This is a genomic window from Formosa undariae, assembly GCF_042427615.1.
GTDB classification, from domain to species: Bacteria; Bacteroidota; Bacteroidia; order Flavobacteriales; family Flavobacteriaceae; genus Formosa; species Formosa undariae.
This window is the reverse complement of record NZ_JBHMEZ010000012.1, coordinates 764,064-778,556: the sequence shown is the minus strand read 5'-3', so window position 1 is coordinate 778,556 and position 14,493 is coordinate 764,064. Positions and strand designations below refer to the sequence as shown.

General features: G+C 34.2%; 11 protein-coding genes. 7 read left to right on the top strand and 4 right to left on the bottom strand.

Going from position 1 to position 14,493, the window contains the following annotated elements:
• Positions 1-596: 596 nt before the first annotated feature.
• The 4 genes from ACFFVB_RS14255 (at position 597) to ACFFVB_RS14240 (ending at position 4,791) form a co-directional block, all read left to right on the top strand.
• Positions 597-1,088 (top strand): SixA phosphatase family protein, encoded by a 492-nt coding sequence (locus ACFFVB_RS14255; RefSeq protein ID WP_382383743.1) that lies wholly within the window; start codon positions 597-599, stop codon positions 1,086-1,088.
• 100 nt (positions 1,089-1,188) lie between these two features.
• On the top strand, positions 1,189-3,252 hold the full coding sequence (gene ppk1, locus ACFFVB_RS14250; protein WP_382383741.1) for a polyphosphate kinase 1: 2,064 nt from the start codon (positions 1,189-1,191) through the stop codon (positions 3,250-3,252).
• Between the two features lies 1 nt (position 3,253).
• Positions 3,254-4,162 (top strand): Ppx/GppA phosphatase family protein, encoded by a 909-nt coding sequence (locus tag ACFFVB_RS14245; RefSeq protein ID WP_382383739.1) that lies wholly within the window; start codon positions 3,254-3,256, stop codon positions 4,160-4,162.
• Positions 4,163-4,260: 98 nt separating this feature from the next.
• The gene (locus ACFFVB_RS14240) at positions 4,261-4,791 is read left to right on the top strand and encodes a porin family protein (protein WP_382383738.1); all 531 of its coding nucleotides are present in this window, start codon (positions 4,261-4,263) and stop codon (positions 4,789-4,791) included.
• 360 nt (positions 4,792-5,151) lie between these two features.
• Here ACFFVB_RS14240 and ACFFVB_RS14235 read toward each other — a convergent pair whose 3' ends face one another.
• The 4 genes from ACFFVB_RS14235 to ACFFVB_RS14220 form a co-directional block, all read right to left on the bottom strand.
• Complete coding sequence (locus ACFFVB_RS14235; RefSeq protein WP_382383736.1) at positions 5,152-6,351, bottom strand: glutamate-5-semialdehyde dehydrogenase; 1,200 nt, start codon at positions 6,349-6,351, stop codon at positions 5,152-5,154.
• Between the two features lie 9 nt (positions 6,352-6,360).
• Positions 6,361-7,089 (bottom strand): glutamate 5-kinase, encoded by a 729-nt coding sequence (gene proB / locus ACFFVB_RS14230; protein WP_382383883.1) that lies wholly within the window; start codon positions 7,087-7,089, stop codon positions 6,361-6,363.
• 43 nt (positions 7,090-7,132) lie between these two features.
• Complete coding sequence (gene proC, locus ACFFVB_RS14225) at positions 7,133-7,939, bottom strand: pyrroline-5-carboxylate reductase (protein ID WP_382383735.1); 807 nt, start codon at positions 7,937-7,939, stop codon at positions 7,133-7,135.
• Between the two features lie 354 nt (positions 7,940-8,293).
• Positions 8,294-8,635: a hypothetical protein gene (locus ACFFVB_RS14220; protein WP_382383733.1), complete on the bottom strand. Its 342-nt coding sequence runs from the start codon at positions 8,633-8,635 to the stop codon at positions 8,294-8,296.
• Positions 8,636-8,976: 341 nt separating this feature from the next.
• Here ACFFVB_RS14220 and ACFFVB_RS14215 point away from each other — a divergent pair, with 341 nt between their 5' ends.
• The 3 genes from ACFFVB_RS14215 (at position 8,977) to ACFFVB_RS14205 (ending at position 14,487) form a co-directional block, all read left to right on the top strand.
• On the top strand, positions 8,977-9,390 hold the full coding sequence (locus ACFFVB_RS14215) for an HYC_CC_PP family protein (RefSeq protein ID WP_382383731.1): 414 nt from the start codon (positions 8,977-8,979) through the stop codon (positions 9,388-9,390).
• A 109-nt stretch (positions 9,391-9,499) separates the two neighbouring features.
• The gene (locus ACFFVB_RS14210) at positions 9,500-13,252 is read left to right on the top strand and encodes an efflux RND transporter permease subunit (protein ID WP_382383730.1); all 3,753 of its coding nucleotides are present in this window, start codon (positions 9,500-9,502) and stop codon (positions 13,250-13,252) included.
• A complete protein-coding gene (locus tag ACFFVB_RS14205; protein ID WP_382383729.1) occupies positions 13,249-14,487 on the top strand; it encodes a TolC family protein in 1,239 nt (412 codons plus the stop codon). Before ACFFVB_RS14210 ends, ACFFVB_RS14205 begins: the two co-directional genes overlap by 4 nt.
• Positions 14,488-14,493: the final 6 nt, after the last annotated feature.

Sequence of the window (14,493 nt, the reverse complement as noted above, 5' to 3'; positions counted from 1 at the left end):
TTGTTTCCTTAAGGTTAAATTCTTTAATAGTAGAAACATTACTTAGGTTCATATCCAAACATGTATTTTTTTCAAAAGCCTCAAACAGGTTTGACCTGTTATTGGTTTCAAAGTAAATACCATTTAAATTCCTAATAAGTGTTGGTGGTGATGAAGTGTAGTTTGATATCATAAGCAATTTATTGATTTTCGTGATTTTCTAAAAAGTGAAAAAATGATCTCGTAAATTTCAAATGCAATTACTTTGGGAGGAAAGCAATATTACTTGGTCGCAATAAAGTTTTCTATATTGTGCTCTTAAATGCCGAGCAATAGACTTTAGATTTTAATGTTAGATTTGGGATCATAGCTTTTAATGGTTAATTATATACAAAAAACGGTACTATCACGCAGAAAAACAAAAATTAATGTTAAAATCGTTCAGAAATTAGACAAAATAATAAAAATGTGTTTTTAATCGTTTAATTTTGCTTTTAATCGGTAAACTGATTTAGTTTTAGGTTTGTTAATTGTAATTGTGTAAGTGAAAGATTGTTAAATAGTGTTAATGTGTTAAAATTTAATTAATTAGTTATAAAAAAAAGATTTCTTTTTATATGAAAACAGTCGTGCTCATAAGACATGGTAAATCGTCTTGGAAATACAACGTTAACGATCGTGAGAGACCTCTTAAAAAAGTGGGTATACAAAACACTATAAAAGTGTGTAATCAGTTTAAAATCAATTCGGAAATACAATTACAAAATGTGTTTTCTAGTCCGGCAAAACGAGCTCGAGATACGTGTGATCTATTCATTCAAACTTACAACGCGACACAAGAATTTAATGTTGAAATTAATGAAGATTTATACGATTTTGACGGTGCAAGTTTAAAGCATTTTATTAAATCTTTGGATAATGATTTAGATACTGTTTTTATTTTTGGACATAATAATGCATTCAATAATTTTGTAAATACTTTTGGCGATGTTTATATTGAAAATGTGCCTACAAGCGGATTGGTAAATTTAGAATTCGATATTAACAATTGGTCGGATTTAAAACCTGGTGTTTTAAAATTAAAATTGTTTCCAAAAGCACTGTATTAAGCGTATTTTTTTTAATTTTAGTACCTACAATATAACATTTAAGAAACAGAATTAATTTTTAAATGCAATAAATTTGTAGAAGGTTAAAAAAAAATGCTAAATGATAAAAACTGAAAAAACTAATAACACTTATATTAATAGAGAAATTAGTTGGCTTCAATTTAATGCGCGAGTATTACAGGAAGCAGAAGATAAAAATGTACCATTAATTGAACGTTTACGTTTTTTAGGTATATTTTCTAATAATTTAGACGAATTTTTTAAAGTGCGTTATGCTACAGTTAAGCGTATCGCCATGGCAGGTAAAGCTGGTAAAAGTGAACTTGGCGGAATTAAATCGAGTCAGCTTTTAGAAATTATTACCCAAATTGTAATCGAACAGCAGGCCGAAAGTTTAAAAATTTTAAGTGATATTCAGAATAAATTAAAAAAGGAGAATATTTTTATTATTAATGAAACGCAAATATCTCCTTCCCAACATATCTTTATTAAGCAGTATTTTCTTCAGAAAATAAGCCCGGCATTGGTAACTATCGTTTTGAACGATTTAGTAAAATTACCGCTTCTAAAAGATAGCGCCGCGTATTTAGCTGTTAGAATGGTGCTCACTTCTGGAGATAATCAATATGCATTAATAGAAATCTCTAAAAATATGGATCGTTTTGTTGTGCTTCCGATGGAAGGCAATAAAGATTATATTATTATGCTAGACGATTTGTTGCGCTACTGCTTAAAAGATATTTTCAATATATTCGATTTTCAATCTATTTCCGCTCATATGATTAAAATCACCAGAGATGGTGAATTAGATTTTGAAAGTGATTTAAGTAAAAGTTTTATCGATAAATTATCCGACAGTGTAAAGCATCGGCAAATTGGTGAACCTGTAAGATTTGTTTACGATCAAGAAATTGAAGAAGAAACCCTTCAGTATTTATTGAAAAAGATGAATATTGAAGAATCCGATAGTATTATACCTGGAGGACGTTACCATAATAGAAGAGATTATATGGGGTTTCCTAGCTTGGGGAGAACCGATTTATTATACGATAAGATTGAACCATTACCTGTAAAAGGGTTGACTCTAGAACAAAGTATATTTACTGTTATAGCCGAAAAAGATTATTTGTTGTATGCCCCTTATCATACGTTTTCTTACGTTGTTAAGTTTTTAAGGGAAGCAGCATTAGATCCGAAAGTAAAAACCATAAAAATTACGATTTATAGGTTAGCACAAATCTCGCATATTGCAAGTTCATTAATTAACGCTGCTAAAAACGGAAAAGGCGTAACGGTTTCAATAGAATTGCAAGCGCGTTTCGACGAGCAGGCAAATATTGCTTATGCCGAGCAAATGGAATTGGAAGGCATCAATTTAATCTTTGGAGTTCAAGGGCTTAAAGTGCACAGTAAAATGTGTGTCATTGAAAGAGAAGAAGGTAAAAAAATAAAAAGATATGGTTTTGTAAGTACTGGAAATTTCAACGAATCTACAGCAAAGATTTATACCGATTACACGCTGTTTACTGCCAACCAAAAGATTTTAAAGGATATAAATAAAGTGTTTAGTTTCTTCGAGACTAATTATTTAATTTATACTTATAAGCATATTATTACTTCGCCGCATTATACACAAAAAGCGTTCTTTAAATTAATAGATACTGAAATTATTAATGTTAAATTAGGGAAGCCTGCCGGAATTAGGCTAAAAATGAATAGTATTTCTAGCTATAAAATGGTAGATAAGCTTTACGAAGCAAGTAGAGCTGGGGTTAAAATTCAGATGGTGGTTCGTGGCCTTTGTTGTTTGGTGCCAGGCATTAAGGGGATGAGCGAAAATATTGAAGTGATAAGTATTGTCGATAAGTTTTTGGAGCATACTAGACTATATATGTTCGAAAACGGAGGGAATCCAAAAGTGTTTATTTCTTCTGCAGATTGGATGACAAGGAATATTGAAAACAGAGTAGAAGTAACGTGTCCAATTTACGATGAAGAGATTAAGAAAGAACTTACAGATACTTTCGATATTTGTTGGAGTGATAATGTGAAAGCAAGAGTTATAAATTTAAATCAGACAAACGAGTATAAAAAAGATAACAAACCTAAAGTAAGATCGCAGTTTGCTACCTACGAATATTACTATAATAAGTTAAAAGAGTAATATGCTTACAATAAAGAAATATGCAGCAATAGATATCGGTTCCAATGCCGTAAGATTATTAATTGCAAATATTATAGAGGAAAAAGGAAAGCCTACAAAGTTTAAAAAAAGTTCCTTGGTTCGTGTGCCTATTCGTTTAGGGGCAGATGTGTTTTTAGAAGGTAGAATATCTAAAAAAAACACCGAGCGCATGGTAGATACGATGCTTGCTTTTAAATTACTTATGAAATCTCATAATGTAGACAAATATAAAGCATGTGCAACATCGGCGATGCGTGAGGCTAAAAACGGACCCGCGGTAGTGCAGCAAATATTAAAACAATCTGATATAAATATTGATATTATCGAAGGCGATGAAGAAGCAGCAATTATCGCGGCGACCGATTTAAATGCCTACATTAATCCTGATAAAACGTATTTATATGTAGATGTTGGGGGAGGAAGTACCGAGTTTACGGTTATAGATCATGGCAAAACAGTAATTTCAAGATCTTTTAAAATAGGAACGGTTCGATTGCTAAACGATATGGTTAAACGTGAAACGTGGACCGAACTGGAAAATTGGATTAAACAACATACCATAGAATACGATAAAATCGATTTAATTGGGTCAGGAGGGAATATTAATAAAATATTTAAGGTGTCTGGAAAAGCCATTGGAAAGCCTTTAACATTCTTTTACCTAACCTCGTATTATCATATGCTTCAATCGTATTCTTACGACGAACGTATAACGGAATTAGACTTAAATCAAGATCGTGCCGATGTAATTATACCTGCATCTAGAATTTATTTATCGGCTATGAAATGGAGTGGAGCAAAAGATATTTATGTGCCTAAAATAGGTTTAAGTGACGGTATTATTAAGAGCTTGTATTATGAAACAGTATCTAGTAAGCGTTTAGCCTAAAGATAAAATAGACCGAAGTCTTTTTTTTTCTGACAATTGTCTAATATTGTATTAAAATAATTTTAATAATTTTTAACTTAGCACCAAAATCTATCAATATGAAAAAAATTACCTTTCTTATTTTAACTATTCTTGCGACAACAACGAGTTTTGCTCAATTCGATTTGTTTGGAGTTCGATCTGGAGTTAATATCTCTAATTTAGATTATGAAGATAATGTGCCTTCTGGTAACACGCACAGAAACGGATTTGTAGTTGGGTTTACGGCTCAATATGGTATTACTGAAAAATTTTCTATAGCACCAGAAATTCAGTTTTCTGCCGAGGGCGCTAAAGATGAGTCTTTAAGATTAGATTATCTTAATCTTCCTATTTTTGCAAAATATACAATGTGGGAACGTGTTTCTATTGGAGTTGGACCACAAATGGGACTTAAAATTCATGAATTCGAAGATGGTTATAGAGATCTAGTATTTTCAGGAGTAGTTGGTGCAGAATATGTGTTCTGTGAAGACTTTTATGTAGATGTAAGATATGCTTATGGTTTTACAAATGTATATGACAGCGATCAACCTTTAGAGGCTACAAATCACAACATACAAATAGGTGTTGGAATAAAAATATTCTAATACACTACATAACTTTTTCTAAAAAGGTTCATATCTCAATCATTGAGTTATGAACCTTTTTTTGTTTTTGATTTTTTTGTACTGACTTTTAGCGATTTTAGGATTGAGATACGAGAACAAAGAATTAATAGCCAAGATCATACTCCTTCTTAGTCGGAATGCTAGTACAATGTAGCCTTTTTTAATGTCATAATGTTACCATGGTTCACTTAAAAGAGGGGGTGAGACGCTATAATAACATACACATTACGTTTTAATGAGCTGTTAAGCTGCTCTTGTTGGTGCCTCTATTTGCCTCCAAAACAACAAAGGCTACCAAACGGCAGCCTTTATTTTATATAGAAAATATTCTACTTCAGATTATTCACGGATATGTCCGTCTCCAAAAATATAATATTTATTGGTAACCAATTCTTTAAGTCCTAATGGACCTCTGTGGTGTAATTTATCGGTACTAATGGCAAGTTCTGCACCAACTCCCATAGATCCTCCATCGGTGAATCGGGTAGATGCATTCTGATACACAGCGGCACAATCTACATTTTCCATAAATTGAATGGCTTTATCCTTGCTATTCGTCATAATTGTTGCCGAGTGTCCTCCAGAATAGGTGTTAATTTTTTCGATGGCTTCATCTAAATTATCAACAGTTCCTATGCAACATTTTAAAGCGAGAAACTCTTCGTGCCAAACGTCGTCATTCGGAATTAAAGGCTCGTCTTTAAGAATTTTTTGAGTTTCAGAATCAACTAAAATCGAAACATTTTTCTCTTTTAAAATGGCTTCTAAATCTTTTAATTTGGCTTCGTAGTCTGGGACATCTTTCTGAATTAGAATTTTATCCAAGGCATTGCAGGCCGAAATTTTTGCAGTTTTAGCGTTTAAAATTACGGTTTTGGTTTTCTCCCAATCCGCAGTTTTATCTACAAAAAGAAAGTTGTTCCCACGTCCGCTTACCAAAACAGCACAACGTGCATGTTCTTTTACAAACTGAATTAAACGCTCGCCACCACGTGGTACGATTAAGTCTAATTTCTCTGATGGGTTTTTAAGGAAATCTTGAGTTTCCTGTCGGTTTAAAGTTAATAACTGAATATAGCTATTGTCTAAACCGTTTTCATTTAAGGCTCTATGCCAAAAATCGACTAATATTTTATTACTGTGAATCGCTTCTTTTCCACCTTTTAAGAATATCTTATTGTTGGCTTTAAAAGCTAGTACAGCCGCTTCTATAGTAACATCTGGACGCGATTCGTAAATAATCATAATCGTTCCAAAGGGTGCTGTTTTATTGGTTATCTCTAATCCGTCGTCTATTACACGATGCGAAATAGTTTGGCCAATAGGATCTTCTTGTTGCATAACTTCTCTAACAGAGGTAATCATGCTATCTATCTTTTTGTCATCTACGATTAATCGATCGTACATGGCTTGGTCGTCTTTACTAAATGCTTCTAAATCTTTCTTGTTCGCGCTTAAAAGTTCTGCTCTATTTGTGTCCATTAAATTAATCATGGATTGTAAAACATTATTTTTTAAGTCGGTCTTTAATAATTTCATCTGTGTTTTTTAAATTTCTACTTTTGTTCCTACAGCTTTACCGTCAATAATATCGATGATGGTATTTTCGCTTTTTCCGTTGGCAATAATCGTAGGAATATTTTTTCTAGCGGATTGTTTGGCATAGTTTAATTTTGATAACATCCCACCTCGTCCTTGAGCTTCACCTTTTTTCGTGTCGCTTATAAAATGATTTATATTCTCGTTAATACCTACTTCTTCAACTAGAGAAGAATCGTCTGCATCCGGATGTCCATCATATAATCCATCAATATCTGTTAAGATGATTAATTTATCTGCATCAATCATTTCAGCAATTAAACAAGCTAACTCGTCGTTGTCCGAAAACATAGCATGTGATAAGGATACGGTATCATCTTCATTCGCAATTGGAATAACACCTTCAGATAAAAGATTTTCGTAACAGTTTTTCATATTACGACGGTGTTCTCCAGGATCGAAATCATTTTTAGTTGGTAAAACCTGAGCACATTTCATACCATAATCATGAAAAATATTATAGTATAAACGCATCATTCTTGGTTGTCCAATAGCAGAATAGACTTGTCTTCTAGAGGCCTTATCCTTAATGTCTGTATGTCCTAAAACTTCCATTCCTGCAATTACAGAACCGGAAGATACAAGTACAGTGATAATATCACGTTCATAAAGTTCTGCGATTTGCTTCACTAAACGATCTAGTACAGGTCTTACAATTCTGTTATCTCTATTTGTCATTACGTTGGTTCCAACCTTAATGACAATACGCTGTTTGTATTTCTTATTTGTCTTTTCCAAGTTCTATAGCTCTATTAAAGGCGGCAAATGCAGCCTCTTTTATTAATTCACTTACATTATTGTCGTCCATGCTATCTAAGGCGGCACGTGTTGTTCCTCCTTTAGATGCTACAAGTTCCATCCATTTGTTTGGAGAGATGTCGTCTTGATTAAACAAGTCTACTGCACCAGTAAAAGTCTGACTTACTAATACTTTAGATACGTTTTCTGAGAAGCCCATTTGTAAGGCTGCCTCCATCATACTTTGCATAAAGTAGAAAACGTAAGCTGGTCCACTTCCAGAAATTCCTGTAGAGGCATCGATAAAGTTTTCATTTTTTACTTGAATCGATTTCCCTGTTGTGTTTAATAAGTTTTCAATTGTTAAAAGCTCAATTCTTGACACTTCCTCAGAGGCTGTGTAAGATGTTAATCCTTTACCTACTTTAGCAGGTAAATTTGGCATTGTACGCACAACTTTAGCTAAATTTAAAGCATCTTGAATGTGCTTTATAGTAACTCCTGCCATTAAAGAGATTACAATCTGACCTTTAGTGACAATAGGTGCCATTTTGCTGAATAAATCATCAGCGTGATACGGTTTTACTGCTAAAAAAATTAAGTCTGCTTGAGGGACGCAGTCTTTTGGGTCTTTGAAGACGTCGAAATGTGAGATTTTATTTAAACTCTCGATTTTCTCGTCGGAGCTGTCTAAAATCATAATATTTCTTTTCTTAAGAAGTTTCGATTTAGACATCGCTTCGGCATAGGTTAACCCCATATTTCCCGCTCCAATTACTAATAGTTTCATTACGTTATTTTTATTATTAAATTAATGATAGGTACAAACTAATAAATTATATGGAATAGCAAAATCTGACCAGTTTAAAGCCTTTTTTAGGGCGTTTTTTATGTTATTTATGGTGTTTTGGTGGTTTTGTTGTGAATTTTGTAATAGCCTATGGTTATAGTAGATATAGGTAAACTCTATTTTGGAAGTTGAAAATTGAGTTAAAATTGAGTCACTTTTTACTCTAAAAAAAGAGCAATAAATGCCAAGTTTAGGTATGAAATTTATGAATTTACAATTCGAATTGTAGAAGTTTTATATGGCGATAATCTAAGTGAGAATTAGATACAATGTATTTAAGGGTATATATTAACTTCAATATTGAGATACTTTAACGACCATATCATTTTCAAAATAGATATCTAGCACATTAGGATCGATATTTAAAAGTTTAGGAGGATAACCGAGATAATAAGAGATATGATTATCGTTATACGTGTTAAAATCGTCGCCGAGCAACACCGTGATTTCTGCCTTGGTTTTTCCGATTAGCATATGGCTTGTAATTATATCTGAAGACATGGTGTACCGTTCTTCAATATTAGTTTTCCAATGATATGTGCTGAAGTCATGTTTGGGATAATACATCGATGAAGCCACCCATATATAGGCAATTGCTATAAATAAAAACGGAGCTGCAATTAAAGTGGGGAACATAGCCACATATTTCCTGTTTTCAATCGTGCCGATATCTAACTTTATCAGTAACCATCGGAAGAAAAAATATGTAGGAATGGACAGAAGGATAATAAATATAAAAGTCATGTATTTATAAGTGTATTTTACAGATTGCCTATTTTATTTCTGTCATTTAAAAATAGGTATAATTTTTAATGTGATTCTAATCATGCACCAGAAAACTCTAATTAATACTAAGTAAACGGTTTGTAAAGCCATTTATTTCTGGCGTGTATAAATAGTGCTTTATCGGTGTTTGAAATTTATAAATTCTTGTTAATTAAATGTATTGTAATTATAAATGAGTAGTTTTGCTTTCGATGAAAAACGTTTTCCGCAGCATATTATCCGTTTCTATGGCCATTGTAGTCCTTTTGTCTACAGTGTCTTTTAGCGTAGATATGCACTATTGTGGAGATACTTTGGTAGATGTGGCTTTAAATACCAAAGCTACAACTTGTGGTATGGAAAGTATGCAAAACTTGTCTTCGGAATCATCGATTACAAAAAACGGATGTTGTACGGACCATAAAGTGGTGGTAGACGGGCAAGACGAATTAAATTCCTCTCCGAGTCAACTAACTTTAGATAATCAATTATTCTTATCATCATTTGTTTACGTTTACAATTCTTTATTCGAAACGTTACCAAAACAAGTCACTCCGTTTCAGGATTATCATCCACCTACACTCGTTTCCGATATTCAAGTGGATTACGAGACTTTCTTAATCTGATTTTTTAAAATATAAACAGCAACGTCCTTTGGTTACTCTTAACCATCAAGGGCTTTTATGCGTTTTAGTGTTTTTACACTTTTGTTTCATTATTTTAAAAATCAACTTCATGCTAAATAAAAGCATAAAATTTTTAATTGAAAATAAGCTAGTAGCAGTATTAATGCTCGCCTTATTTATAGGTTGGGGAATCGTAAACTCCCCTTTTGGTTGGGATACTGGTTTCTTGCCTAGTGATCCTGTGTCGGTCGATGCCATTCCCGATATTGGAGAAAATCAGCAAATTGTATATACCAAATGGGATGGGCGTTCACCTCAAGATATTGAAGACCAAATTACGTATCCGCTTACCACAACCTTATTGGGGATTCCTGGTGTTAAAACCATCAGAAGTTCGTCTATGTTTGGTGTGTCTAGTATTTATATCATTTTTGAAGAAGACATCGAATTTTATTGGAGTCGAAGTCGTATTCTTGAAAAACTGAATGCCTTACCAAGCAACTTATTACCCGCAGAAGTTAAACCAGCTTTGGGTCCAGATGCAACAGGTTTAGGGCAGATATTTTGGTATACTTTAGAAGGTCGCGACTCTAACGGAAACGTCACTGGTGGTTGGGATTTACATGAATTACGAAGCATTCAAGACTATTTTGTAAAGTATGGATTGTCTTCAGCAGGTGGTGTGTCTGAAGTGGCATCTATTGGTGGTTATGTTCAGGAATATCAAATTGATGTGAATCCTGAACTGATGAAGCAATACAATATTTCACTTCAAAATGTGGTGAAAGCTGTAAAAAGCACCAATCAGGATATTGGAGCACAAACCTTAGAAATTAATCAAGCCGAGTATTTAGTGCGTGGCTTGGGATATGTAAAATCGATTTCAGATATTGAAAATGCAGTAGTGTCGTCTACAGATTTTAAATCCATTCGCATAAAAGATATCGCGCATGTTGGTTTAGGTCCAGAAGCGAGACGTGGCATACTCGATAAAGAAGGTGCCGAAGTTGTTGGAGGTGTGGTGGTCGCTAGATATGGCGCTAATCCGATGGAAGTGATTACTAATGTGAAGCAGAAAATGGCTGATATGCGTAATGGTTTGCCTTCAAAAGTATTGGCAGATGGAACCGTTTCACAACTTACAATTGTACCGTTTTACGACAGAACAGTTCTTATTAAAGAAACATTAAATACCCTTGACGAAGCCTTAACTCTAGAGGTCCTAATCACCATTTTAGTGATTGTGGTAATGGTTTTCAATTTAAGAGCTTCTATCTTAATTTCAGGATTATTACCAGTTGCTGTTTTAATGGTGTTTATCGCTATGAAATTCTTTGATGTTAGTGCGAATATTGTGGCGCTATCTGGTATTGCGATAGCAATTGGTACCATGGTAGATGTCGGTGTTATTCTAGCAGAAAATATTATTCGGCACCTCGATGAAAGTGAAGACGATGCACCTATAAACGAAGTCGTTTATAATGCTACTGCCGAAGTTTCGGGAGCGATACTTACAGCTGTTACAACCACGATTATTAGCTTTATTCCTGTGTTTACCATGGTGGGTGCCGAAGGAAAACTATTCACACCTTTAGCCTTTACAAAAACAATAGCTTTAGTGGCGTCTGTTATTGTCGCTTTATTTTTAATTCCTCCATTTGCGTCGTTTTTATTCCGAAAAAGAAGCGTTAAAACACCATTCTTAATGGCTATAAATAGCATTCTAATTGGACTCGGTTTATGGACTGTTTTTAGTGGCTATTTTGTAGGGCTGTTACTTGTCGCTTTTGGAATTGTTGGGTTTTTAAAACAGAAATATAGCTGGTCGGAAACACGAATAAATCTTATTAATAGTAGTGTTGTTGCCGTTGCTATTGTCTTTTTATTAGCCGAATATTGGAGGCCTTTGGGTGTTTCGAAGAATATCGGTGTCAACTTAATTTTTGTGGCTGTAATTTGCTTTGGATTACTCGGTTTTTTCTCTGTTTTTAAGCGCTATTACACGCAAATATTACGCTGGGCTTTAGCTCATAAAATATTGTTTTTAACGATTCCAACTACAATTATGATACTTGGATTTTTAATCATGAAGCAAACGAGTAAAGAGTTTATGCCGTCTTTAAATGAAGGTTCTTTTTTACTTATGCCAACCTCTATGCCACATGCTGGCGTGTCCGAAAATAAACGTGTGCTTCAGCAATTAGATATGGCCGTGGCGAGTATTCCAGAAATAGAAACGGTGGTTGGAAAGGCTGGTCGTACAGAATCTGCTTTAGATCCCGCGCCTTTATCTATGTATGAAAACATCATTCAGTATAAGTCTGAATATATGCTGAATACCGACGGAAAACGACAACGTTATAAAGTTAATGACGATGGGTTTTTTGTAATGAAAGATGGCCGTTTGGTTTTTAATGTAAACGATTCAGAAAAAAGTAATAGCGCTTCAAAAGGAATTTTGTCGATAGACATTAAAATGAATTCAGATGATTTAACAGCGGATGATGATGGAGAATTCTATAGAAACTGGCGACCAGAAATTAAATCGGCAGACGATATATGGAATAAGATTATTGCAAAAACCAATTTGCCTGGGGTGACTTCTGCGCCGAAATTACAACCTATAGAAACGCGTCTAATCATGTTGCAAACAGGAATGCGTGCACCTATGGGCATCAAGATAAAAGGTCAAGATTTAAATCAGATTGAAGCCTTTGGTAAAAAATTAGAACCTATTCTTAAACGTGCTGAAGGGGTGAAACAGGAAGCTGTGTTTGCCGATAGGATTGTTGGGAAACCGTATTTGCTTATCGATATAGATAGAGAAAAATTAGCCCGTTATGGCGTATCTATAGAAACGGTTCAAGACGAGTTAAAAGTTGCTGTTGGAGGTATGGTTTTAACGCAAACTATTGAAGGGCGAGAACGGTATGGTGTGCGAGTGCGTTATCCAAGAGAACTGCGTTCTAGTCCAGACGATTTAAATGATATTTATATTCCTGTTGCCCAAGGAAGCCCAGTGCCTTTAAGTGAGTTGGCAACGATTCGTTACGAGCAAGGTCCGCAAGTTATTAAAAGTGAAGATACGTTTTTGGTGGGGTATGTTTTGTTCGATAAACTAGATGGTTTTGCAGAAGTTAATGTCGTTGAAACAGCTCAACAATTAATTAAAGATGAAATTGATAATGGCGAATTGGTGGTTCCAAAAGGAATTACGTATCAGTTCACAGGGACTTACGAAAATCAGTTGCGGGCAGAAAAAACACTGAGTGTTGTAGTGCCTTTGGCCTTGGTTATAATATTTCTAATTTTATATTTTCAGTTTAAATCGGTGTCCACATCTTTAATGGTGTTTACAGGGATTTCGGTGGCATTCGCCGGTGGATTTATCATGATGTGGTTATACGGACAAGATTGGTTCTTAAACTTTAATGTGTTTGGTGAGAATTTGCGGGACCTATTTCAAATGCATCCTATTCATTTAAGCGTGGCCGTTTGGGTTGGTTTTATTGCGCTGTTTGGTATTGCGACCGACGACGGCGTGGTCATGGCAACTTATTTAACCCAAACCTTCGAAAAACGTAAGCCACAAGGTATTAAGCGTATTCGAGAGGCTGTAGTATTTAGTGCTGAGAAACGTATTCGTCCGTGTTTAATGACAACAGCGACGACTATTTTAGCGCTTTTACCCGTGTTAACATCTACGGGGCGAGGGAGTGATATTATGATTCCGATGTCTATTCCTGTCTTTGGAGGGATGATTATTGATATCACTTCATATTTTATCGTACCTGTACTGTATAGTTGGAAACAAGAGTTTATGTTGAAGAGAAATCAAACTAAATTAACTAAAAACGTATGAGTAAGTATTTAACACAAACCAGGAGATTTAGTATGCTTTGTCTATGCTTTTTAGGTGTGATTTTTAGACTGCAGGCTCAGGATTTACAGGGCTTAATTCAGTTGGGATTAGCGCAAAATACAAGTGTGGAACAAGCCGATTTACAATATAAATTAGCTGTCGAAAAGGTGAATGAAGCTCAAGATATTCCCAATACTGAATTTGGCTTGGGATATTTTGTAATTGAGCCAGAAACTAGAACTGGCCCCCAAGTTTTTAAAGCGTCTATAAGTCAGATGCTACCATGGTTTGGATCTATTACAGCTCGCGAAAATTATGCGAGTTCACTTGCCGATGCTCAGTATGAAAGTATAGCGATTGCACACCGAAAATTGGTGATGTCAATATCTCAGAATTATTACGAACTTTGGAGTAATGCATCCGAACAACGAGTATTACAAGAACAATTAGGGATTTTGGAGAGGTATCAAACTTTGGCGTTAACGAGTATTGAGGTCGGTCAGGCATCGGCAGTAGATGTTTTGAAGTTACAAATGCGCGAAAACGAAATTTTAGAAAAAATTGAAATTTTAAAACAAGATTATCTGGCAGTGCAAACGCTAATTAATATGGATTTAAATCGTGAGAAGTTAATTGCCATAACCGTCACTTCAGATTTAGAAATGCCAGCAGAAACAAGTTTAGAATTAGATGAAATTACTAATTTGCATCCAGAACTTTTACAATACGACAAATTGTATGAATCTGTAGAACAATCCGACCAATTATTAGCTAAAGAGCGTGCGCCAATGATAGGTTTTGGTTTAGATTATATTGCTATAGAAAAACGCCAGGAATATGTCCCTGATAACGGAAAAGATATTTTAATGCCTATGGTTACTGTTTCTATTCCCATTTTTAATTCGAAATATAAATCTAAAAGTGTTCAAAATCGAATTCAAAAAGAAACCTATAAAATTCAGAAAGCGGATAAGAAGAACAACTTGATTTCAATTCTAGATGCGGCTGAGAAAAGTAGAGCATCTGCTAGAATTAGTTACAAAACACAAACCGATAATTTAGAACAAGCAAAATACGCTCAGGATATTTTATTAAAGAGTTACGAAACGGGATTAATCGATTTTAATGATGTTTTAGATATTCAAGAGCTTCAATTAAAATATGAGATTTCGCGTATAGAAGCGATACGATCCTATTATAAGCAACAAACAATAATTAATTATTTAACAAATTAACACTGT

What these genes read in the sequence shown, in the direction of transcription:
- ACFFVB_RS14220 (WP_382383733.1), bottom strand. Translation starts at nt 8,635, where the DNA reads ATGTTCCCCACTTTAATTGCAGCTCCGTTTTTATTTATAGCAATTGCC.
- ACFFVB_RS14255 (WP_382383743.1), top strand. Translation starts at nt 597, where the DNA reads ATGAAAACAGTCGTGCTCATAAGACATGGTAAATCGTCTTGGAAATAC.
- ACFFVB_RS14240 (WP_382383738.1), top strand. Translation starts at nt 4,261, where the DNA reads ATGAAAAAAATTACCTTTCTTATTTTAACTATTCTTGCGACAACAACG.
- ACFFVB_RS14235 (WP_382383736.1), bottom strand. Translation starts at nt 6,351, where the DNA reads ATGAAATTATTAAAGACCGACTTAAAAAATAATGTTTTACAATCCATG.
- ACFFVB_RS14215 (WP_382383731.1), top strand. Translation starts at nt 8,977, where the DNA reads ATGAAAAACGTTTTCCGCAGCATATTATCCGTTTCTATGGCCATTGTA.
- proB (WP_382383883.1), bottom strand. Translation starts at nt 7,089, where the DNA reads ATGACAAATAGAGATAACAGAATTGTAAGACCTGTACTAGATCGTTTA.
- ACFFVB_RS14210 (WP_382383730.1), top strand. Translation starts at nt 9,500, where the DNA reads ATGCTAAATAAAAGCATAAAATTTTTAATTGAAAATAAGCTAGTAGCA.
- ACFFVB_RS14205 (WP_382383729.1), top strand. Translation starts at nt 13,249, where the DNA reads ATGAGTAAGTATTTAACACAAACCAGGAGATTTAGTATGCTTTGTCTA.
- proC (WP_382383735.1), bottom strand. Translation starts at nt 7,939, where the DNA reads ATGAAACTATTAGTAATTGGAGCGGGAAATATGGGGTTAACCTATGCC.
- ppk1 (WP_382383741.1), top strand. Translation starts at nt 1,189, where the DNA reads ATGATAAAAACTGAAAAAACTAATAACACTTATATTAATAGAGAAATT.
- ACFFVB_RS14245 (WP_382383739.1), top strand. Translation starts at nt 3,254, where the DNA reads ATGCTTACAATAAAGAAATATGCAGCAATAGATATCGGTTCCAATGCC.